The organism is Phytopseudomonas straminea, assembly GCF_900112645.1.
In the GTDB taxonomy this organism is placed as follows: domain Bacteria; phylum Pseudomonadota; class Gammaproteobacteria; order Pseudomonadales; family Pseudomonadaceae; genus Aquipseudomonas; species Aquipseudomonas straminea.
In genome coordinates, this window is record NZ_FOMO01000004.1 from 35,941 (window position 1) to 58,001 (window position 22,061).

The 22,061-nt window shown below is 62.8% G+C and carries 21 protein-coding genes; 1 reads left to right on the forward strand and 20 read right to left on the reverse strand.

What is annotated here, in order from left to right:
- Positions 1 to 8: 8 nt before the first annotated feature.
- The 4 genes from BM279_RS10670 to BM279_RS10685 all read right to left on the reverse strand — a co-directional run bounded on the left by BM279_RS10670 (position 9) and on the right by BM279_RS10685 (position 5,197).
- Complete coding sequence (locus BM279_RS10670; protein WP_425272682.1) at positions 9 to 2,057, reverse strand: TonB-dependent siderophore receptor; 2,049 nt, start codon at positions 2,055 to 2,057, stop codon at positions 9 to 11.
- A 225-nt stretch (positions 2,058 to 2,282) separates the two neighbouring features.
- Complete coding sequence (locus tag BM279_RS10675; protein ID WP_093503592.1) at positions 2,283 to 2,960, reverse strand: type 1 glutamine amidotransferase domain-containing protein; 678 nt, start codon at positions 2,958 to 2,960, stop codon at positions 2,283 to 2,285.
- 73 nt (positions 2,961 to 3,033) lie between these two features.
- On the reverse strand, positions 3,034 to 4,353 hold the full coding sequence (locus BM279_RS10680; protein ID WP_093504252.1) for an ATP-binding protein: 1,320 nt from the start codon (positions 4,351 to 4,353) through the stop codon (positions 3,034 to 3,036).
- 73 nt (positions 4,354 to 4,426) lie between these two features.
- A complete protein-coding gene (locus tag BM279_RS10685) occupies positions 4,427 to 5,197 on the reverse strand; it encodes a response regulator (RefSeq protein WP_093503594.1) in 771 nt (256 codons plus the stop codon).
- Between the two features lie 104 nt (positions 5,198 to 5,301).
- On the opposite strand from BM279_RS10685, the gene BM279_RS10690 reads away from it, so the two are divergent.
- A complete protein-coding gene (locus tag BM279_RS10690) occupies positions 5,302 to 7,611 on the forward strand; it encodes a TonB-dependent siderophore receptor (protein ID WP_093503596.1) in 2,310 nt (769 codons plus the stop codon).
- A gap of 111 nt (positions 7,612 to 7,722) precedes the next feature.
- Here BM279_RS10690 and der read toward each other — a convergent pair whose 3' ends face one another.
- The 16 genes from der to BM279_RS10770 all read right to left on the reverse strand — a co-directional run bounded on the left by der (position 7,723) and on the right by BM279_RS10770 (position 22,061).
- Complete coding sequence (gene der, locus BM279_RS10695; RefSeq protein ID WP_075963735.1) at positions 7,723 to 9,195, reverse strand: ribosome biogenesis GTPase Der; 1,473 nt, start codon at positions 9,193 to 9,195, stop codon at positions 7,723 to 7,725.
- Positions 9,196 to 9,311: 116 nt separating this feature from the next.
- Positions 9,312 to 10,463, reverse strand: a complete 1,152-nt coding sequence (gene bamB / locus BM279_RS10700) for an outer membrane protein assembly factor BamB (RefSeq protein ID WP_093503598.1) — start codon at positions 10,461 to 10,463, stop codon at positions 9,312 to 9,314.
- Complete coding sequence (locus BM279_RS10705) at positions 10,456 to 11,094, reverse strand: tetratricopeptide repeat protein (RefSeq protein WP_093504254.1); 639 nt, start codon at positions 11,092 to 11,094, stop codon at positions 10,456 to 10,458. Before BM279_RS10705 ends, bamB begins: the two co-directional genes overlap by 8 nt.
- Before the next feature lie 33 nt (positions 11,095 to 11,127).
- Positions 11,128 to 12,417: a histidine--tRNA ligase gene (gene hisS, locus BM279_RS10710; protein ID WP_093503600.1), complete on the reverse strand. Its 1,290-nt coding sequence runs from the start codon at positions 12,415 to 12,417 to the stop codon at positions 11,128 to 11,130.
- A gap of 20 nt (positions 12,418 to 12,437) precedes the next feature.
- Positions 12,438 to 13,550 (reverse strand): flavodoxin-dependent (E)-4-hydroxy-3-methylbut-2-enyl-diphosphate synthase, encoded by a 1,113-nt coding sequence (gene ispG, locus BM279_RS10715; protein WP_013792381.1) that lies wholly within the window; start codon positions 13,548 to 13,550, stop codon positions 12,438 to 12,440.
- Position 13,551: 1 nt separating this feature from the next.
- Positions 13,552 to 14,559, reverse strand: coding sequence for a RodZ domain-containing protein (locus BM279_RS10720; protein WP_093503602.1), 1,008 nt, complete (start codon positions 14,557 to 14,559; stop codon positions 13,552 to 13,554).
- Positions 14,556 to 15,320, reverse strand: coding sequence for a type IV pilus biogenesis/stability protein PilW (pilW, locus tag BM279_RS10725; RefSeq protein ID WP_093503604.1), 765 nt, complete (start codon positions 15,318 to 15,320; stop codon positions 14,556 to 14,558). Before pilW ends, BM279_RS10720 begins: the two co-directional genes overlap by 4 nt.
- 10 nt (positions 15,321 to 15,330) lie before the next feature.
- On the reverse strand, positions 15,331 to 16,479 hold the full coding sequence (rlmN, locus tag BM279_RS10730; RefSeq protein ID WP_093503606.1) for a dual-specificity RNA methyltransferase RlmN: 1,149 nt from the start codon (positions 16,477 to 16,479) through the stop codon (positions 15,331 to 15,333).
- 24 nt (positions 16,480 to 16,503) lie between these two features.
- Entirely contained in the window at positions 16,504 to 16,935 is a 432-nt protein-coding gene (ndk, locus tag BM279_RS10735; RefSeq protein WP_013792385.1) for a nucleoside-diphosphate kinase, read from the reverse strand.
- A gap of 139 nt (positions 16,936 to 17,074) precedes the next feature.
- The gene (iscX, locus tag BM279_RS10740; protein ID WP_013792386.1) at positions 17,075 to 17,275 is read right to left on the reverse strand and encodes a Fe-S cluster assembly protein IscX; all 201 of its coding nucleotides are present in this window, start codon (positions 17,273 to 17,275) and stop codon (positions 17,075 to 17,077) included.
- 15 nt (positions 17,276 to 17,290) lie between these two features.
- Positions 17,291 to 17,632, reverse strand: coding sequence for an ISC system 2Fe-2S type ferredoxin (gene fdx, locus BM279_RS10745; RefSeq protein WP_070887881.1), 342 nt, complete (start codon positions 17,630 to 17,632; stop codon positions 17,291 to 17,293).
- 3 nt (positions 17,633 to 17,635) lie between these two features.
- Complete coding sequence (gene hscA, locus BM279_RS10750) at positions 17,636 to 19,501, reverse strand: Fe-S protein assembly chaperone HscA (protein ID WP_093503608.1); 1,866 nt, start codon at positions 19,499 to 19,501, stop codon at positions 17,636 to 17,638.
- A 54-nt stretch (positions 19,502 to 19,555) separates the two neighbouring features.
- A complete protein-coding gene (gene hscB, locus BM279_RS10755; protein ID WP_013792389.1) occupies positions 19,556 to 20,083 on the reverse strand; it encodes a co-chaperone HscB in 528 nt (175 codons plus the stop codon).
- A complete protein-coding gene (iscA, locus tag BM279_RS10760; protein ID WP_013792390.1) occupies positions 20,083 to 20,406 on the reverse strand; it encodes an iron-sulfur cluster assembly protein IscA in 324 nt (107 codons plus the stop codon). Before iscA ends, hscB begins: the two co-directional genes overlap by 1 nt.
- Before the next feature lie 12 nt (positions 20,407 to 20,418).
- On the reverse strand, positions 20,419 to 20,805 hold the full coding sequence (gene iscU, locus BM279_RS10765) for a Fe-S cluster assembly scaffold IscU (RefSeq protein WP_002552476.1): 387 nt from the start codon (positions 20,803 to 20,805) through the stop codon (positions 20,419 to 20,421).
- A 41-nt stretch (positions 20,806 to 20,846) separates the two neighbouring features.
- The gene (locus BM279_RS10770) at positions 20,847 to 22,061 is read right to left on the reverse strand and encodes an IscS subfamily cysteine desulfurase (RefSeq protein WP_093503610.1); all 1,215 of its coding nucleotides are present in this window, start codon (positions 22,059 to 22,061) and stop codon (positions 20,847 to 20,849) included.

Consider the following 22,061-nt stretch of genomic DNA (forward strand, 5'->3'; position numbering starts at 1 on the left):
ACGGGTGATCAGAAAGTGTAGGTGAAGCCGGTCTGCACGGTGCGTGGCTCGCCCGGGTAGGCGTAGTTGTTCCACGAGCTTTCTTCGTAGCCCTTGTTGAACAAGTTGCGCACATCCAGATTCAGCCGCAGCTGCTCGTTGACCTTGTAGAAGCTCAGCAGGTCGGTGACGGTGTAGTCGTCCATGGTGAAGGTCGGTACGGCTGTCTGCCCGGCACGCTCGTCCACGTATTTGATGTTCACACCCAGACCCAGACCGCGCCAAACGCCATCCTGGAACTCGTAGACGTTGAGCAGGTTGAATGCATTGCGCGGGATATTGACCAGACGCGTGCCTTTGGGCAGCGTGCTGTCCTCTGTGACTTCGGCATCCACATAGGCGTAGCCACCGATCACCCGCCATTCAGGCGTCAGCTCGCCCGCCACGTTGATCTCGAAACCACGGCTGCGCACTTCACCCGCGGCGATGCGAAAGTTGGGATCGACTGGGTCGACGGTCTGCACGTTTTCCTTGATGGTATGGAAAACCGCCGCGTCGATATTCAGCAGGCCGTCCAGCGCTGCCCACTTCATGCCGAGTTCGTAAGCCTTGCCCTCTTCCGGGTCAAAACCGCCGCCCAGGCGCGCCGCGCCGGAGTTGGGTTTGAAGGACTTGGAAGCGTTGGCGTAGACCGCGACGCTGTCGGTCAGGTCATAGATGGCGCCGACACGCGGGGTCACGGCGTTGTCGGCCTTGCTCCAGTCGGCATTGACCGGGCGCAGGTCATCGTATTTATGCTCGAAACGCTCCAGGCGAACGCCTCCCAGCACTTTGAAACGCTCGGTCAGCGCGACCTGGTCCTGCACGAAAGCGGCCCAGGTTTTCAGGGTTTCATGGTCGTGGGTCGGTGTGCGGGTCAGTGCAGGCCGTGGCTGGTTGAACACCGGGTCGAAGATATCGACCGGATAGTTAATGCCTGTAGCCGAGCGGCTGATGATCGAGCGGTAGTCGTAATCTTCGTACTCCACGCCGGTGATCAGCGTATGGGCAAAACCTGCTGTCTCGAAGTGACCGGTCAGGTTCAGCTGGTAGTTGTGGTCGGTCCACTCCAGCTTGCGATAGTTGAAGTTACGGCCCAGGGTCACACCATCGGCGGCGATGCCATTGCCCTCGACCGCGTTGCCCTTGAGGGAACCGTCCAGGTACTGATAACCGCCGGCCAGGGACCAGTCGTCATTGAGCTGATGCTCGAAACGCAGCTGCACCATATCGTTGTCGTTATGCAGCATGTTGTCGCTGCCCTTGCCCCAGTAATAGGTGGAATGGCTGGGCGTGCCGCGCTGGCCGGGGAAGTGCGTCAGGCCACGGTCGAGTGGGTGGTTGTTGCGCATGAAATCGCCTTCGAAGGTGATGCGCGTGGTATCCGACACCTGCCAGCTGAGCACCGGGGCGATGCCGTAGCGCTCGCTCTGCACATCATCACGGAAGCTGTCGCCGCCCTCGCCTACCACGTTCAGGCGATAGGCCAGGCGGCCGTCTTCGTCCAGCGGGCCACTGGTGTCCAGGGTGCCACGGCGAATGCCCTGGTCGGTGAACTGGCTGCCGATGGTGGTGCGCTGCTCGTCGAGCGGTTGTTTGGTGACCACGTTGAAGGTGCCGCCGGGGTCGCCACGGCCATACAGGGTCGCGGATGGACCGCGCAGCACTTCCACACGCTCCAGAGTGTTGGCATCCGGCGAATTGGGGTAGCCGCGGTTGATCGGGAAACCGTTGCGGTAGAACTCGGAAGAGGTGAAACCACGCACCGTGAAGTTGGTCAGGCCCTGGCCACCGAAGTTGTTGGCGCGGCCAACACCGCCGGCCTGGTCTAGCGCCTGCTGTAGGCGGGTGGCGGAGATGTCGTCGATCACGTCGCGCGGCACCACGCTGACCGACTGGGGCGTTTCATGCAGGGCGGTATCGGTGCGCGTGGCGCTGGCCGAGCGAGTCGCCGCATAGCCTTGTACAGGGCCAGTTGCGCTCTCTGCACTGCCGGTCACGACGGAGTCGGGCAACTCCAGCGTGCCATCTTCCGGCATTGTCAGCAAAGCGGCATGAACGCCGACGGAACACAGGGACAACAGGCAGATTGAAGCACGACTCCAGCGCATGAAAAGACGGTCCAGATGGGAGGGGTCGCGATCATAATCCAACTGCGATTCGCTCACAATTGCATTAAATAATCACCTTCATCCCCTTTCATCAGGACCGCTTCAAGTGCCCTGACTACGGCGACAGGAAGTGGCGCCGTAGCGGGCCGAGACTTACTTGAGCTTTGCCAGCAGCGCTTCGGCAGCAGCCTCCGAGCTGGCCGGGTTCTGGCCGGTGACCAGCTTGCCGTCCTCGATCACGAACGAGCTCCAGTCCTCGCCTTTTTCATACTGGCCGCCGAGCTTCTGGAACTCGTCTTCGATAAGAAACGGCACCACGTCGGTCAGCTGCACGCCGGCTTCTTCGCTGTTGCTGAAGCCGGTGACCCGACGGCCTTTGATCAGCGGGCTGCCATCGGCCGCCTTGACGTGGCGCAGTGCGCCCGGCGCATGGCAGACGAAACCGATAGGCTTGCCGGCGCGCTCGAAGGACTCGATCAGGGCGATGGATTCGCGGGACTCGGCCAGATCCCACAGCGGGCCGTGGCCGCCCGGATAGAACACGGTGTCGAAATCCTGCTGGTTCACCGAGGCGAGTTTCACGGTGCTGGCCAGCTGACGCTGCGCCTCGGCATCGGCCTTGAAGCGGCGGGTGGCGTCGGTCTGCGCGTCGGGCGCGTCACTCTTCGGGTCCAGCGGCGGCTGGCCACCGGCTGGCGAAGCCAGGGTGATCGTGGCACCGGCATCCTTGAACACGTAATAAGGAGCAGCGAACTCCTCGAGCCAAAAGCCGGTTTTCGCGCCAGTGTTGCCGAGCTGGTCGTGGGAAGTCAGCACCATCAGTACTTTCATCATGAACTCCTTGCTTGTGGCGATTAGGGTTCTGAGTTAGTCGACTAAAACGCCGCGGAGTGCCCGAAGCTTTTCACCCATTGCTGGCTGGCAACCACAGCTCGACAGCCAGGCCGATTCCAGCGCGATTTTCCAGACTGAGCGTACCACCGTGGGCCAGGGCGATACGGCTGGCGATGCTCAGACCGAGGCCATAGCCGCCGGAGCGCACATTGCGCGAGGTTTCCCCCCGTACGAAGGGCTCGGTGATGCGTTCCAGCAGCGCCGGTTCGATGCCTGGCCCGCGATCCTGGATGCGAATGGCGACGCCCTGCTCTTTCTCAATCACCACCACCTCGACCGCACGGGCATAACGCAGGGCATTCTCCATCAGGTTCTGCAGGCAACGCTGCAGCAACAGCGGGTTGCCAGGTATCGGCGCTGCACTGCCGCTGACGGGCAAAGGTTCGTCGGAGCTGGCCAGCTCGTCACATAGCGCCGTGACCAGTTGCATGACATCCACGGGCTCCGCCACGCCAGGCTCGGCGGCACGCTGAAAGTCGAGTACCTGGGCGATCATGGCGTCCATCTGATTGATGCTGTTTTTCAGGCGCTCGCGCTGCTCATCATCGGTCAGGCGCTCGATGCGCAGACGCATGCGCGTCAGCGGCGTGCGCAGGTCGTGGGACACCGCGGCGAGAAAATGCGCCTGCTCGCGCAGCATGGCGATCAGCCGCTGCTGCATGACGTTAAAGGCCTGGGCTGCCTCGCGTACCTCAAACGGTCCGTTGAGCGGCAGCGGTGGCCGTTCGAGGTTGTCGCCCAGGCCGCGGGCCGCCTCGCCGAGGCGCTGCAGCGGGCGCAGGCACAGGCGCACCGCCAGCCAGCAGATACCGAGTACGGCGAGGATGCGCAGCACGTAGACGCGCAGCACGTAATCGGCAATCAATGCCCAGGCCGACTCACCGCTCCAGCCCTGCTGCTCGTGGCCGTCCACCTGCAGCCAACGTCCATCGGGCTGGGCGACAGCAAAGCGGAGATGGGCTTGAGCGGTATCCAGGCCGAACAGGCTGCGCCAGACCAGCGGCTGGCCCTGGGTATCGGTCAGCCGTGCTTCCAGCAGGTGCACAGTTGGCTCGTGGCCCAGTTCGTGGGCCATCGCCTGGCGCAGCAGTGGTTCGATGCGCCTGAGACCGCGCTTGTCCGCGGCCTCGACATGGGGCTGTTGATCCATGCAGTTCAGTTGGTAACCGGTTGGCACGGTCTGCGTCTCCACGGCGTCACAGCCTTGGGCGACCAGAGTGGCGGTCCGGCTGGCAGCCAAACGCACCGGCGCTTCCAGCGCCTGGGCGAAACGCACGTCGAACCAGATGCTGCTCGACAACAGCTGAATGGCCAGTACGCCGCAGACCATGATCAATAGCAGTTGGGCAAACAGGGTTTGTGGCCAGAGGCGTTTGAGCCAGGCAGCGGCAAACGCGGGCACCTCAACTCACCGAATCATTGGCGGTGACGCTGAGCAGATAACCCTCGTTGCGAATGGTGAGGATCTGCACCCGCTCGGCGCTGCCCTTGAAACATTGGCGCAAGCGGCTGATGCACATGTCTACCGAGCGGTCATCGGGCAGATGGGGCCGGGAGAAGGCACAACGGGTCAGGTGATCTCGGCTCAGCGCACGGTTTTGCGCGGCCAGCAGCTCGCTCAACACGCGGCAATCGGAACGTGGCAATAGCACCGCAGAGCCGTCGAGCTGGCTCAATGTGCGTTTGACCGGATCGAGCCGGTAGCCGGCAAAGAACACCGGCGCCTCGAACGGGCTCACCGGTTCCGGACGCGATGGCACGGCAGCCGAACGGCGCAGCACCGACTTGGCCCGCGCCAGCAGCTCGCGTGGCTCGAAGGGTTTGCCCAAGTAATCGTCGGCGCCCACTTCCAGACCCACCACGCGATCCAGCGCCGAGCCCCGGGCCGACAGCATGATCACCGCCGGGCCACCTTGCGCCTGCAAACGGCGGCACAGGCTGAGGCCGTCCTCGCCCGGCAGCATCAGGTCGAGAATCAGCAACTGCACACTGTGTTGTTCGAGCAGCGGCCACATCTGTCGACCGTCGGCAGCCGCCAGCACGTGGTAACCCGAGTCGCTCAGGTACTCGCAGAGCAGCTCGCGAATCTCGTCGTCATCGTCCACCACCAACACGGTTTCCTGCGTTGCCTGCGCCCCGTGCGAGAGCAGTGAGCGCCCCTGATTACATTCCATTACACGCCCGTACAAATCGAGAAATTAGCCAGCCTGCGCTGTATTTAGAATCGTAACAAAAATCTCATGCATATGAGAATGAATGCCAACCAACACGAGCCATCATGAACGCCATTTCCCATCGTCGTACCCTCGCCCGTTTTCCGTCGCAACGCAGCCTGCTGGCGGCTGCCGTCAGCCTGAGCAGCCTGAGCAGCCTGCTGTGCAGCCCGCTCGGCTACGCTGAAGAGCCCGCATCCGGCGGCGCCCTTGAGCTGGGCGCAATCAGTATCGAAGACAACGCCATCGACGACGTCACCGAACAGCTGGGCTACACGGTGCGCGGCACCACCAGCTCCACGGGCATGGCGCTGACGCCGCGGCAGACGCCGCAGAGCGTCACCACCATCACCAACCAGCAGATGACCGACCGTGGCATCACCAACGTCGAGCAGGCCTTGGAAGTCACTCCGGGCGTAACGGCCAGCAAGTACGAAGTGGGCGGCCGCACCGACTTCCGCGCCCGCGGTTACAAGGTTACCAACTGGAAGGTCGACGGCCTGCAGTATCAGGGCGATTCGGGCTTCAGCGGCGCCGGCAACTCGCTGAACATGGACATGTACGAGCGCATTGATATCGTACGTGGCGCCAACGGCCTGCTCGGCGGCACTGGCGACCCGTCGGCGACTGTCAACCTGATCCGCAAGGCCCCGCGCAAGGACTTCGGCGGCAGCGCCTACATGACCTATGGCAGCTGGGACCGCACGCGTCTGGGCGCCGACCTCAACATGCCGCTCAGTGAAGACGGCCGCCTGCGCTCGCGCTTCGTGATCACTCAGGAAGACGCCAACTCCTTCCGCGACCACCAGTCCGAGCGCTCGCGCGCTGCCCTGGCCAACTTCGAGTTTGATCTCACCGACGCCACCACCCTGGGCGCCGGCTATCAATACGAATACGACAAGACGGTCGGTGGTGGCTGGGGCGCCAACATCCCGATCTGGTACGCCGACGGCAGCAAGACCAAGTGGTCGCGCAGTACCAATCTGGTGCCGAGCTGGAGCCACGGCGAAAACGAAACGCGCACCACCTTCGGCTCCCTCAGCCATCGTTTCAACGAAGACTGGACGCTGGACGTGAAGGCCGCGCAAAGCGTCACCGAGGCGCTCAACCATTACGGTCTGGGCAAGGTCAACCAGTTCAGTCGTGGCCTCTACACCGGCTACCCGGAGCGCGACGGCAGCGGCATGATCCTCAACGGCCTGCACAGCTCCAGCGACACCACCCAGCAATCCGTGCAGTTCAACCTGAGCGGCGCCTTCGAGCTGTTCGGCCGCAGCCACCAGGCCATGTTCGGCTACAGCGACAGCCGTACCGTGGGCTGGACGCCTGAATACAGCTGCATCATGTCCAGCGCAAGCCGCCAGACTGCCCCGGTGGTGGGCTGCCAGTTCCGCAGCAACAACGGCCTGCCGATCACCAACTGGCACAACGGCGTGGATGACGACCTGTATATGACGGCCAGCAAGACCGGCCGCCACGGCAAGAGCGTCACCCGCCTGCAAGGCATGTACGCGGCCACGCGCCTGAGCATCACCGACCCGCTGTCGGTCATCCTCGGCGCGCGGGTCAGCGACTACCACACCAAGAGCGCAACCGCCGCGGGCGTCAAGACCAGCCAGACCGAGTCAGGCATCGTCACGCCCTACGCGGGCGTGGTCTACGACCTCAACGACACCTACTCGCTGTACGCCAGTTACACAGATCTGTTCACCCCTCAGACAGAGGAAACCACCGGCGGCAGCCGAGTGGAACCCATCATCGGTCAGAGCTACGAAACCGGCATCAAGGGTGAGTGGTTCGACGGCAGCCTGAACGCCCAGGTCGCCTACTTCCGCACCAAGCAGGAGAACAAGGCGGTCACCGATCCCGGCAGCCTGACGCCATCCGGCGCCCAGGCTTACGTGTCGGGCAGCGGCACCGAAACCGACGGTATCGATATCGAGGTGGCCGGTGCACTGACCGAAAACTGGAACGTCTACGGCGGCTACACCTACCTGCACTTCCGCCGCCTGGACAGCGATGGCCGCAGCGACCCGTCGCACCTGTTCAAGGCCTCGACCACCTACCGACTGAGCGGCATGCTGGATCGCGTAACCCTGGGCACTGGGGTCAGTGCGCAAAGCAATATCCGCGCATTGTCCAGTCCGGCCGGCATTCCAACCAATGGCCAGAGCCGCAGCGCCACCGAGGTCAACTGGTCCGGCTACGCAATCTGGAACGCCATGGCCAAGTACGACATCAACGATGACACCGACGTAACGCTGAACATCAACAACCTGTTCGACAAGACCTACTACACCCGCTATGGCTTCTATGCCGGCGCCATCTATGGCGACCCGCGCAGCATGTCCGTCACCCTGCGCACGCGGTTCTGACCCAGCGACAAGGCGGCGCCCCTCAAATGGGGCGCTGCTTTGCGGAGGCTGAAACGAAACAGGGGTAGCTCCTTTCGAGAGCTACCCCTGTTGTTTTTTGCAGGCTATGAATCAGCGCTTGTCCTTGCGCTTCTTCTCGGCCTTCTTGTGGTGACTCATCAGGCGACGCTTCTTGTTCACCTGGCGATCGGTCAGGGTGTTCTTATTGCCTTCATAGGGGTTCTCGCCGCCCTTGTACTCGATGCGGATCGGCGTACCGACCAGCTTGAGCACGCGACGGTATGTGTTCTCCAGGTAGCGGGAATAGGCACGCGGCACAGCGTCGACCTGGTTACCGTGGATCACGATCAGCGGCGGGTTGGCGCCACCGAGGTGGGCGTAACGCAGCTTGATGCGGCGACCGTTGACCAGCGGCGGCTGGTGTTCCTGCACGGCGTCTTCGAGAATCTGCGTCAGGCGGCTGGTCGGCCAGCGGGTGATCGCCGACTTGAACGAGGCCTGCACCGACTTGTACAGATGGCCAACGCCAGTGCCGTGCAAGGCGGAGATGAAGTGGATATCGGCGAAGTCGACGAAGAACAGCCGGCGCTGCAGTTCGGTCTTCACGTAATCGCGCTCGCTGGGCTCCATGCCATCCCACTTGTTGAGCGCGATGACCAGCGCACGGCCACTCTCGAGCACGAAGCCGAGCAGGTTGAGGTCGTGGTCGACCACTCCTTCGCGGGCGTCCATGACGAACACCACCACGTTGGAATCCTGAATGGCCTGCAGCGTCTTGACCACCGAGAACTTTTCCACCGCCTCGAAGATCTTGCCGCGGCGACGCACGCCGGCGGTGTCGATCAGCGTGTACTTCTCGTCGTCACGCTCGAACGGGATGTAGATGCTGTCGCGGGTGGTGCCGGCCTGATCGTAGACGATGACCCGGTCTTCGCCGAGCATACGGTTGACCAGGGTCGACTTGCCGACGTTGGGGCGGCCGATGATGGCCAGCTTGATGCCGTCCTTCTCGCTCGGGCCGGGAATCCGTTTGGCTTCCTCGCCCTCGGCGACCTCTTCGGCCTCCTCGCCTTCTTCCGGCTCACCGGCATCCTTGGGGAAACTGCCCAGGGCCGCTTCGAGCATCTGGGTGATGCCACGGCCGTGGGCACCGGCGATCGGCAGGGCTTCGCCCATGCCCAGCGGCGAGAACTCGGCGCGGGCCAGGTCCGGGTCGAGGTTATCGACCTTGTTGACCACCAGGAAGCTGCGCTTGTTGCGCTTGCGCAGGTGCTCGCCAATCATCTGGTCGGAGGCAGACAATCCGGCACGGGCATCGACCAGGAACAGCACGGCGTCGGCTTCCTCGATGGCCTGCAGGGACTGCTCGGCCATCTTGGCGTCGATGCCTTCCTCGTCACCGGAGATACCGCCAGTGTCGATCACGATGTAGGTGCGCCCCTGCCACTTGGCCTCGCCGTACTGGCGGTCGCGGGTCAGACCCGAAAGGTCCCCGACGATCGCGTCGCGGGTGCGGGTCAGGCGGTTGAACAAGGTGGATTTGCCGACGTTCGGCCGGCCCACCAGGGCAATTACGGGAACCATTCGGCTCTCCACTTCGTTATTTCAAAAAATACAAAAGCCGCTGCACAGGCAGCGGCCGCAAATCTCGCACTATCTGCCCCGCTCGCCCGATGCTATCGGGCGAACAGAGCCGGGGCTCACTTGATGGTCAGGGCCACCAGTTTGCCGCCGTTGCCGAAGGCATACAGCCAGTCGCCTACCACCAGCGGACGGGCACGCAGGCCGTCGCTGTCGATACGGGTACGGCCGACGAAGCGACCGTCTACCTGGCTGACCAGGTGCAGGTAGCCTTCGAAATCACCGAACGCGACGTAGCTGGAGAACACCGCCGGCGAGGACAGCTGGCGACGTGCCAGAGCATCGTTGGTCCACAGCGCCGAGGCGGAGCGCTCGTCGATGCTTTCCACGGTGCCGTTGGCCAAGGTCACGTAGACGTTACCGAAGCCCTGGGCCACGCCCATGGAGCTGGAGGCTTCGCGCTGCCAGATCACCCGGCCGCTCTGCAGATCCAGCGCCGCAACGCGGCCCTGGTAGCTGACCACGTACAACTGGCCGCCGGAAAGCAGCAAGCCGCCGTCGATATCGACGATACGATCGAGCTCGGAGCGACCTTGCGGGATGGCCACACGCTGTTCCCATACCGGGATGCCACGCTGCGCATCCAGAGCAATCACCTTGCCGCTGGACAGGCCGGCGATGGCCAACTGGTTGGTCAGCAGCGGGCTGCCGGTGCCGCGCAGGGTCAGTACCGCCGGGGTGTTCTCGAAGATCCAGCGCTGCTGGCCGCTGTAGGCGTCCAGCGCAACCAGGGTGTCGTCCTGGGTCTGCACCAGCACGGTGTCGCTGCTGATGGCCGGGGCGGAGAGCACTTCGCTCGGCACGCGGGCGCGCCATTTCTCTTCACCGTTGGACGAATCCAGGGCGATCACCTCACCCTTGAGGGTGCCGACCACGACCATGCCATAGCTAGCCGCCACGGCGCCGGAAACCGGAACTTCCAGCTTCTTCTTCCAGGCGACCTTGCCGGTCATGCGGTCCATGGCCACGACCAGGCCTTCGACGTCGGCGGCGAAGATCTGCTCGCCATCGACTACCGGCTCGAGCATGTTGTAGATGTCGCCCTGACCGTCACCGATCGAGCGGCTCCACTCTTTCTGCAGCTTCACTTCCTCGGTGAACTTGGGAAGCTCGGCAGGCGGCAGTTCTTTCTTGCTGTTGCTGCTGCAACCTACGGCCAGAACGGCCAGGGCCAGCATTGCGGCATTCTTCCAACGCATCACGTCATGCATCCCCTTTGGCCAGGTCGTCGATCTTCATCTGCAGACCACCGACGGCAGCTTCTTCGGCCAGCGCACCCTTGGCTTTCACATAGGCGACATGGGCGTCGTCGGTACGGCCCAGTTTCACCAGCAGGTCGCCCTTGAGTTCTTCACGGCTGGCCACGAACGCCTGGTCGGCGTCGCCGTCGAGCAGCTTGAGCGCTTCGTCGGCCTTGTCCTGGGCGGCCAACACGCGAGCCAGACGCTGACGGGCGAGCTCGCCCAGGGTGTCGTTGGCGGGCTTGTCGACCACGCTGCGCAGCTCGGCTGCCGCATCGTCCAGCTTGCCGGACTCGACCGCAACCTTGGCTACGAACAGGCTGCCGTACTGAGCGTACTGGGTGCCGCCGAAGTCTTTCTTCAGCTCACCGGCAAGCGAGGCCACCTTGGCGGCGTCCGGCTGACCGCTCGGGGTCATGGCCGACTCCAGCAGTTGCTGATAGATCACCGATGCGCCCTGCGCCTGGTTGGCCTGGTACTTCTGCCAGCCCTGCCAGCCGAATACCGCGATCAGCGCCAGGGCGCCGCCCGCCAGCAGTGGCTTGCCGTTACGATCCCACCAGTCTTTCAGGCCGGCCAGTTCATCATCATCGCTGTTCAACGCCACCCCAATACTCCTTAATCGCTAAATCGCTCAAGCCTGCTGGGTGCAGGATGCCAGATGGTCGGCAAGATCCGACCAGGCAATGCTTTGTTGTTCGCTGTCGCCGCGCAAAGGTTTGCAACCTACCACGCGCTTGGCCAGTTCGTCCTCACCGAGGATCAGAGCATACAGGGCTCCGCTCTTGTCGGCCTTCTTGAACTGGCTCTTGAAGCTGCCACCGCCGGCATTGACCAGCAGACGCAGCCCCGGAACCTGGTTACGAATGTCTTCGGCCAGGGCCAGGGCTGCCAGCTCGGCCGCTTCGCCGAACGCGCAGATAAAGGCATCGGCCGGACGGCTCAGTTCGGCGGGCACGCATTCCAGCGTTTCAAGCAGCAGCACCAGGCGCTCTACGCCCATGGCGAAGCCCACACCCGGGGTCGGCTTGCCGCCGAACTGGGTGATCAGGCCATCGTAGCGGCCACCGGCACATACGGTGCCCTGGGAACCGAGTTTGTCAGTCACCCACTCGAATACGGTGCGGCCGTAGTAATCCAGGCCACGCACCAGCTTCGGATTGATTTCGTATTTGATGCCGACGGCATCCAGACGCGCCTTGAGGCCCTCGAAGTGAGCGCGGGACTCGTCGTCCAGATAGTCGTGCAGGGTCGGGGCATCGGCCAGCAGCGCCTGGGTCTGGGCATTCTTGCTGTCGAGGATGCGCAGCGGGTTGGTAGTCAGGCGGCGCTGGCTGTCTTCGTCGAGCTGATCGAAGCGCTCGCGAAGATAGGCCACCAGCGCATCGCGATACACACCGCGGGCTTCGCTGGAGCCCAGGCTGTTGAGCTGCAGAGTCACCGCATCGGCCAGGCCGAGCTGCTTCCACAGGCGCCAGGTCAGGGTGATCAGCTCGGCGTCAATGTCCGGCCCGGGCAGGTTGAACACTTCCACACCGATCTGGTGGAACTGGCGATAACGGCCCTTCTGCGGCTTCTCGTAGCGGAACATCGGGCCCGCGTACCACAGCTTCTGCACCTGGCCGCCCCCGGTCAGGCCATGTTCGAGCACGGCGCGCACGCAGCCTGCGGTGCCTTCGGGGCGTAGAGTCAGGGATTCGTTGTTGCGGTCGAGGAAGGTGTACATCTCCTTGTCGACCACATCGGTGCCCTCGCCGATGCCACGGGCAAACAGGTCGGTGAACTCTAGGATCGGCAGGCGAATTTCCTGATAGCCATAGCTATCCAGCAAGGTCGCCAACGTGCTTTCCAGATAGCGCCAGGCCGGGGTCTGCTGCGGCAGGATATCGTTCATGCCACGAATGGCTTGCAGGGACTTGCTCACTTGTTTTCCTTAAGCACGGATCAGCCGCGCACGATCACAGCCGCATCGGCTGCGGCCTTCTCGGCCGCCTTTTCGCGGATCAGCTTTTCCAGCTCATCCACCAGATTGGTATTGGTCAGTTTGGAAGCCGGCTTGCCGTCGATGTACACCAGATTGTTCGGCGTACCACCGGTCAGGCCGATATGCGCTTCCTTGGCTTCGCCTGGGCCGTTGACCACGCAGCCGATCACCGCCACATCCAGCGGCACCAGCAGGTCCTCGACCCGGGTTTCCAGCTCGTTCATGGTCTTGACCACATCGAAGTTCTGGCGCGAGCAGCTCGGGCAGGCGATAAAGTTGATGCCCCGCGAACGCAGGCGCAGCGACTTGAGGATATCGAAACCGACCTTGATCTCTTCCACCGGATCGGCGGCCAGGGAGATGCGGATGGTGTCGCCGATACCTTCGGCAAGCAGCATGCCCAGGCCCACCGAGGACTTCACGGTACCGGAGCGCAGGCCGCCGGCTTCGGTGATGCCCAGGTGCAGGGGTTGTTCGATCTGCTTGGCCAACAGGCGATAGGCTTCGACGGCCATGAACACGTCGGAGGCCTTCACGCTGACCTTGAAGTCCGGGAAGTTCAATCTGTCGAGGTGCTCGACGTGGCGCAGCGCGGACTCAACCAGCGCTTCGGGCGTCGGCTCGCCGTACTTCTTCTGCAGGTCCTTTTCCAGGGAGCCGGCGTTGACGCCGATGCGAATCGGGATGCCCTTGTCGCGGGCAGCTTCGACCACCGCCTTGACGCGATCTTCGCGGCCGATGTTACCCGGGTTGATACGCAGGCAATCGACGCCCAGTTCGGCCACGCGCAGGGCGATCTGGTAATCGAAGTGAATGTCGGCCACCAACGGCAGGTTGACCTGCTGCTTGATGCGCCCGAAGGCTTCGGCGGCGTCCATGTCCGGCACCGAAACACGCACGATGTCGGCACCGGCCGCTTCGAGGCGACGGATCTGCTCGACGGTGGCGGCGACATCGTTGGTGTCGGTGTTGGTCATGCTCTGTACGGCAATCGGGGCATCGCCACCGACCGGCACCGAGCCCACCCAGATCTTGCGAGACAGACGACGTTTGATCGGCGATTCACCGTGCATATTACTGCCCACCTAACTTGATACGTGCGGTCTCGTTCGAGATATACGGCGTCACGTCGACGGCAGCGCCGTTGTAAGTCACCTGGGCGCCACGGGCAAAGCCCAGACGCAGTTCCATGGGCGCATGGCCACGAACATCGAGGCTGTCGCCACCGCGTTTCAGGCCGCTGGCGATGACCTTGCCATTGGCGTCGGTTACCTGGATCCAGCAGTCAGCGGTAAATTTCAGGCTGATCAACCCTTCACCGGCAGCGACCGGCGCTTGCGGCTGAGCAGCGGCTTGCGGCTGAGCCGTGGTTGCAGCAGGTGCCTGAGCAGCCGGCGCGGCAGCATGGGATTCGGCAGGTGCGGATTGCTGCTGGGCGGGCGGATTCTGCTGCAGCAACTCGGTGGCGGTCGCCGGCGGTGTTTCGCTCGGCGCTTCTTCCTGGGTCTGCTCGCTCGACACGCCTGGCAGCGGCAGTTCGGTGCCCTGGCTCTGCGCCTCGACAACGGCCTGATCTTCCGGCTCGTCGAGCTGATGAATCTGTGTGCTGCCATCGGCACCTTCGACCTCGACGTGGCCAAGGCCGACGTTCTTCAGGTCGTCGAGCTGCCAGCCTTGTTCCTGCCACCAGTAGAAACAGGCACTCCCCACGCCTAACAGCAACAGGAAGCTGACCAGACGCAGGATGCTCTGCGAATAACGAGTCGGCTCCTCGATACGGCCCAACGCATGCACGCTGGCGCCGGTTGCGTTACTGCCGGTGAACTGGTCGAAGTCAGCCACCAGCGGCGCCTGCTCGAGCCCTAGTAATTTGGCGTAGGCGCGAATGTAACCACGAGAGAAGGTATTACCCGGCAGCTTCTCGAACTCGCCGGCCTCCAGTTGGCTCAGGCGCGTCGGGGTGAGGTTGAGCTGGGTGGCGACTTCGGCCACCGACCAGCCCCGGCTCTCGCGCGCTGCACGCAGGGCTTCTCCAGGATTGACGCGATGAGCTGCTGCAACTTCGGGTTGGGCCGCTTTCATCTTTGCTCCGACAGATATTGCTGATATTCCGGCGTACCGGGATAAAGACGTTTCAGCTGCAGGCCGAGGCTGGCAGCGCGGTCACGATCGTCGAAGATCGTCGCCAGGCGGGCGCCCAGCAGCAGGCTGCGGGCGTTCTGCTCGGAAATGGCGCTGAAACTTTCGTAATAGCTGCGCGCCGGCACGTACTCGCGATCTTCAAAGGACAAGTTGGCCATTTCCAGCAAGGCACGCGGCTGGCGGCTGTTGAGGCGCAACGAGCGCTCGAAATAGCCTTTGGCCTCCTGGCGCTGGTTGAGCATCATGGCGGTCATGCCCATGTTCTCGAAGACCCGAGCGCGCTCGGGATAGAGGCTGTCCTCGGCGGCCAGACTGTAACGCTCCATGGCTTCCTTGTAGCGTTTCTGCTCGAACAGGAAGCCGCCGTAATTGTTCAGCAGGCGCGCGTCCTTGGGATTCTTGGACAGCGACTTGCGAAAGTGCTCATCGGCCAGCTTGGGCTCCATTTCCCGCTGGAACACCAGGGCCAGCACCGCGTGGGCATCGGAGCCCGACGGGTCGATATCCAGCGCGTTCTTCAGCGGCACCTTGGCCGGCCCCGTCTCGCCCTGCTGCAGATACCCGATGCCCAGTTGCACGAACGAATCGTAGGCCTTCTTGCGCCCTTCAGAGGTTTTCATCGGGTCGACGTCACCGGTCGATACGCACGCAGTGAGCAGACTGATGCCGAACAGGAACAGCAGGGAACGCAGCACGGTCATGGAGATCCTCTCAGTTACGGCTGGCGATGGGACGCGCCGCCTCGGCGTCGGCATTCAGCTGGCGCACGGCAATGTAGCGCTCGCTACGACGGGTGCGGTCCATGACCTGGCCGACCAGTTGCCCACAGGCCGCATCGATGTCTTCACCACGGGTGGTACGCACCGTGACGTTGTGCCCGGCCTTCTGCAGCAGCTCCTGGAAGCGGCGGATGGCATTGTTGCTCGGGCGCTCGTAACCCGAATGGGGGAACGGGTTGAAGGGAATCAGGTTGATCTTGCAGGGTACGTCCGCCAGCAGTGCGACCATCTGCTCGGCGTGCTCGAGTTTATCGTTGACATCTTTGAGCAGGGTGTATTCGATTGTCAGCACACGTTTCTCGCCAAGGCGGGAAATGTAGCGCTTGCAGGCGGCCAACAGCATGTCCAGCGGGTACTTCTTGTTGATCGGTACCAGCTGGCTGCGCAGCTCGTCATTGGGCGCGTGCAGCGACAACGCCAGGGACACGTCGATGACCTCGGCGAGCTTGTCGATCATCGGCACCACGCCGGAGGTCGACAGGGTGACCTTGCGCTTGGAGATGCCGTAGCCCAGGTCATCCATCATGATTTTCATGGCGGAGACGACGTTGTCGAAGTTCAGCAGCGGCTCGCCCATGCCCATCATCACCACATTGGTGATGGCGCGGTCGATCTTGGCCGGCACGCTGCCGAAGGATTTATTGGCGATCCACACCTGGCCGATGATCTCGGCACTGGTCAGGTCGCTATTGAAGCCTTGCTTGCCCGTGGAGCAGAAGCTGCAGTCCAGGGCACAGCCGGCTTGCGAGGAAACGCACAGGGTGCCACGCCCACCTTGGGGGATGTACACGGTTTCCACGCAGCTGCCCGACGCCACACGCACGACCCACTTGCGCGTGCCATCGGAAGAAATGTCTTCGCTGACCACTTCAGGCCCGCGAATGTAGGCAGCGGCCTCGAGCTTCTCGCGCAAGGCCTTGCCGACGTTGGTCATGGCGGCGAAATCGTCGACGCCGAAGTGGTGAATCCACTTCATGACCTGACCGGCACGAAAGCGCTTCTCCCCGAGGCTCTCGAAGAACTGCTCCATTTCCGGCTGGGTCAGGCCCAGCAGGTTGATTTTGCCATTCGTGTCGGTCATGACGTCACCTTCGCACGCTTCGCCTTAGCGAATGCGGGCGTTGATCTCGGTAGCGGAGAAGAAGTAAGCGATTTCGCGAGCAGCGGAAGCTTCGGAGTCGGAGCCGTGAACGGCGTTCTCGTCGATGGAGACGGCGAAGTCAGCACGGATGGTGCCGGCAGCCGCTTCTTTCGGGTTGGTAGCGCCCATCAGCTCGCGGTTCTTGGCGATGGCGTTCTCGCCTTCCAGAACCTGAACGATGACCGGACCGGAAGTCATGAAAGCAACCAGATCCTTGAAGAAGCCACGCTCGCTGTGCTCGGCGTAGAAGCCAGCAGCCTCGCGCTCGGAAAGTTGCAGCTGCTTGGAAGCAACGATGCGCAGGCCGGCTTCTTCGAAGCGAGTGGTGATCTTGCCGATAACGTTTTTAGCAACGGCATCCGGCTTGATGATGGAGAAAGTACGTTGAACAGCCATGTGAAACTCCAGAAACGGTGGATTAAAGCCAAAAATTAAACCCGCGAATTATACGCGGGTTCCAGTCAAAAGCATAAGAGCGATGCCCCAAGGTGGCATCTGCTCGGCATAAAAGAGGCGGATATCGTCCGGCCCTGACTTACTGCGCTTCTTCGATCCAGGCAGCCTGAATGGCTTCGAGGACCTTCTCGCCACCGCGCTGCGGGTCGTCAGAAAACTCCGGCAGCTCGACCACCCAGCGGTGCAGCTGGACGAAATTGACATAACGGGGATCGACGTCCGGCTTGCTGTCAGCGAGCTGGATGGCGATTTCGAGCACATCAACCCATTTCAGGCTCATGTCGTGGCTTCCTGATCAGTGCGGCGCTTCAGCGGCGTGGTTGAGCGAGTACTTGGGAATCTCGACGGTAATGTCCTGCTCACCGACGATCGCCTGGCAGGCCAGGCGCGACTGCGCTTCCAGCCCCCAGGCCTTGTCCAGATAATCCTCTTCGAGTTCGTCGGCTTCGTTCAGCGAGTCGAACCCCTTGCGCACGATGCAATGACAGGTGGTGCAGGCACACACGCCGCCGCAGGCACTTTCCATCTCGATATGGTGCTCGTGGGCCAGCTCCAGGATCGAGGTACCTGACGGCGCCTCGACCACCAGCCCTTCGGGGCAAAATTTCTCGTGGGGCAAAAAAGTTACCACGGGCATCGCTTATTCCTCGATCTCATTCAGGCTGCGCCCGGCCAGCGCGGCTTTTACCGTCGAATCCATGCGCCGGGCGGCAAAGGCATCGGTCACCTGCGACAGACGCTTGGTCTGCTGCTCAATGGCCAGGCCATCGGTGCCCGTCAACAAATCTCGCAACTCCTGCATCTGCAGCTCAATGACCATGCGCTCTTCGGCATCCAGCAAGCGCTCGCCATCGGCCTGCAGCGCACCTTCGACCGCTTCGAGCAGACGCTGGGCATCGACCTGCTGCTCACGCAGCACACGGGCAGCCTTGTCGCCACCGGCATGCTGGAAGGAATCCTGCAGCATGCGCGCGATCTCGCCATCGGTCAGCCCATAGGACGGCTTGACCTGGATGCTGGCTTCGACGCCCGAGGCGAGTTCGCGAGCACTGACACTGAGCAGACCGTCGGCATCGACCTGGAAGGTCACGCGGATCTTCGCAGCTCCCGCCACCATCGGCGGAATGCCGCGCAGCTCGAAACGCGCCAGTGAGCGGCAGTCGCTGACCAGCTCACGCTCGCCTTGCAGCACATGAATCATCATGGCGCTCTGGCCATCTTTGTAGGTGGTGAATTCCTGAGCGCGCGCCACCGGGATGGTGGTGTTGCGCGGAATCACCTTCTCCATCAGCCCGCCCATGGTTTCCAGCCCCAGGGACAACGGGATGACGTCGAGCAGCAGCAATTCTTCACCATCGGCGCGGCGGTTGCCGGCCAGGGCATCGGCCTGGATTGCGGCGCCAATGGCAACCACCTGATCCGGGTCGATATCGGTCAGCGGCTGACGGCCGAACAGCTCGCCGACCGCCTCACGCACACGCGGCACGCGGGTCGAACCACCGACCATGACCACAGCGCCGACGTCCTCGACCTCGATACCGGCATCACGCACCGCACGGCGACAAGACTTCAGGCTGCGCGCCACCATCGGCTCGATCAGCGCCTGGAAATGGCTGCGGGTCAACACATCGCGCCATTGCCCGTAACTCACCTCGACGCTGTCGGCAGCGGTCAGCGCTTCCTTGGCGGCGCAGGCCGCCTGCAGCAGGCTGCGCTGGGCACCGGGCTCGATATCGGCGGAGAGGCCCGCCTGCTCGACGATCCAGCCGGCGATGGCGTGATCGAAATCGTCGCCGCCCAGTGCGCTGTCGCCACCGGTCGCCAGCACTTCGAATACGCCGCCGGTCAGGCGCAGGATGGAAATATCGAAGGTGCCGCCGCCTAGGTCGTAGATCGCTACAACGCCTTCGGCCTTCTGGTCGAGACCGTAGGCCACGGCAGCGGCAGTCGGCTCATTGAGCAGGCGCAGCACGCTCAGGCCGGCCAGACGTGCGGCATCCTTGGTGGCCTGGCGCTGAGAGTCGTCGAAGTAAGCGGGCACGGTGATGACCGCACCAACCAGATCACCCCCCAGCGTCGCTTCGGCACGCTGACGCAGCACCTTGAGGATATCGGCGGACACTTCCACCGGGCTTTTCAGGCCCTGCACGGTGTCGATGAACGGCATGTGCGACTCGCCGGCGACGAAGCGGTAAGGCAGTTGCTCGCCCAGTTGCTTCACATCAGCTAGGCCACGCCCCATCAGGCGCTTGACCGATAGGATGCTGTTGTACGGGTCGCTGGAAGCCTGGGCGCGCGCGGCTTCGCCGACTTCGACGCGATCGGCGTGATAGCGCACGGCTGACGGCAGGATCAGGCGACCCTCTGTATCGGCCAGCGGCTCGCTGACGCCGCTGCGCACGGCTGCGACCAAGGAATTGGTGGTGCCCAGATCGATCCCTACCGCCAGGCGACGCTGGTGGGGTTGAGGGCTCTGGCCGGGCTCAGCAATCTGCAATAAAGCCATAGGTAGTCGGTGCTTATCTGGGTATCAGGCACGGCCACGGCAGCCGCGCGAGCGTTAATCGTCGAGGCGCTCTTCCAGCTGGCGCACCTCGTGGGAAAGCTTGTCGAGAAACTGCATGCGGCGCATCAGGCGTTCGGCCTCTTCTCTGCGCGCATCGTCCTCCCAAACTTCGGCGAAGCGTTCGTTGAGTTCCTGCTGAGCGACTTTGAGACGTCCCTTGAAAGCCGCCACGCCAGCCAGATCGGCTTCATCCTGCAGATCTTCGAGCTCTTCACGCCACTGCATCTGCTGCAGCAGGAAGTCGGGATCCTGCACGGTGACTTCCAGCGGCAGCTCGGGCCCGCGCATGGCTAGCAGGTAACGCGCACGTTGCGAGTCACTCTTCAGTGTGCGGTAAGCCTCGTTGAGGCTCGCCGAGCGCTCGAGCGCCACGCGCTGCTCACGCTCGGAGGCATCGGCGAAACGGTCCGGGTGCACGCTGCGCGCCAGCTCGCGGTAGCGAGCGGCGAGCTGATCGAGATCCAGGCGAAAGCTGGGCTGCAGCTCGAACAGGGCGAAGTGACAGGGGCCGGCGTTCTTCATCAGACGTTGAAGCTTTCGCCGCAGCCGCACTCGCCACGCACGTTCGGGTTGTTGAACTTGAAGCCTTCGTTCAACCCCTCCTTGACGAAATCGAGTTCGGTGCCGTCGAGGTAGACCAGGCTCTTGGGATCGATGATCACCTTGACGCCATGGCTCTCGAAGATCTGATCTTCGCTGGCGGTTTCGTCGACGAACTCCAGCACGTAGGCCAGACCGGAACACCCGGTGGTACGAACGCCGAGACGGATGCCCTCACCCTTGCCGCGACCGTCGAGCGAACGACGGATATGCTGGGCAGCGGCTTGAGTCATGCTGATGGCCATCGACAAACCTCCTTAGAGCAAACCTTTCTTCTGCTTGTAGTCGCGCACAGCCGCCTTGATGGCGTCCTCGGCGAGTACCGAGCAGTGTATCTTCACCGGCGGCAGCGCCAGCTCTTCGGCGAGCTGGGTGTTCTTGATGGTTTCCGCCTCGTCCAGCGTCTTGCCCTTCATCCACTCGGTGGCAAGGGAGCTGGAAGCGATGGCCGAACCGCAGCCATAGGTCTTGAACTTGGCATCTTCGATGACGCCCTGCTCGTTGACCTTGATCTGCAGACGCATCACGTCGCCGCAGGCCGGCGCGCCGACCATACCGGTGCCCACGTCGGGGTCTTCCGCGTTCATCTTGCCGACGTTGCGCGGGTTCTCGTAGTGGTCGATGACCTTTTCGCTGTAAGCCATTTTTCAATCCTCTCTCATCAGGCGCCGCTCACCGGCAGCTTTTAGTGTGCTGCCCATTCCACCTTGGAAATGTCGACACCTTCTTTGAACATATCCCAGAGCGGCGACAGTTCGCGCAGCTTGGTAACGGCCTCGCAGACCTTCTGTGCGGCGTAGTCGACTTCTTCTTCGGTGGTGAAGCGGCCAAAGGTGAAACGAATCGAACTGTGCGCCAGTTCGTCGTTGCGGCCCAGGGCACGCAGGACGTAGGAAGGCTCCAGGGACGCCGAGGTACAGGCCGAACCGGACGATACCGCCAGGTCCTTGAGGGCCATGATCAGCGACTCGCCTTCGACGTAGTTGAAGCTCAGGTTCAGGTTATGCGGTACACGGGCAGTCATGCTGCCGTTGATGTACAGCTCTTCCAGGCTCTCGACCTGCTTGAAGAAGCGATCGCGCAGCGCCAGTACCTTGGCGCTCTCGGCGGCCATCTCTTCTTTGGCGATGCGGAAGGCTTCACCCATGCCGACGCACTGATGGGTCGCCAGGGTGCCGGAACGCATGCCGCGCTCGTGGCCGCCACCGTGGGTCTGGGCTTCCAGACGGATACGCGGCTTGCGACGCACGTACAGCGCACCGACGCCTTTCGGGCCGTAGGTCTTGTGCGCCGAGAAGGACATCAGGTCGACCTTGAGCTTCTCCAGGTCGATCTCGACCTTGCCGGTCGACTGGGCAGCATCGACGTGGAAGAACACGCCACGGGCACGCAGCAGCTCGCCGATCGCGGCGATGTCGTTGACGGTGCCGATCTCGTTGTTGACGTGCATGATCGACACCAGCGTGGTGTCCTCGCGCAGGGCCGCCTCGACCATGGCCGGGGTGATCAGGCCATCTTCACCGGGCTCGATGTAGGTGACTTCGAAACCTTCACGCTCGAGCTGGCGCATGGTGTCCAGCACCGCCTTGTGCTCAATCTTCGAAGTGATCAGGTGCTTGCCCTTGCTAGCGTAGAAGCTGGCGACCCCCTTGATGGCGAGGTTGTCGGACTCGGTAGCACCGGAGGTCCAGACGATTTCGCGCGGGTCGGCATTGACCAGCTCGGCCACCTGACGACGGGCGTTCTCGACCGCTTCCTCGGCCTTCCAGCCAAAGACGTGGGAGCGCGAAGCCGGGTTGCCGAAGTTGCCTTCGTTGGTCAGGCATTCGACCATTTTCTGCGCGACGCGCGGGTCGACCGGCGTTGTCGCGGAGTAATCCATGTAGATTGGCAATTTCAT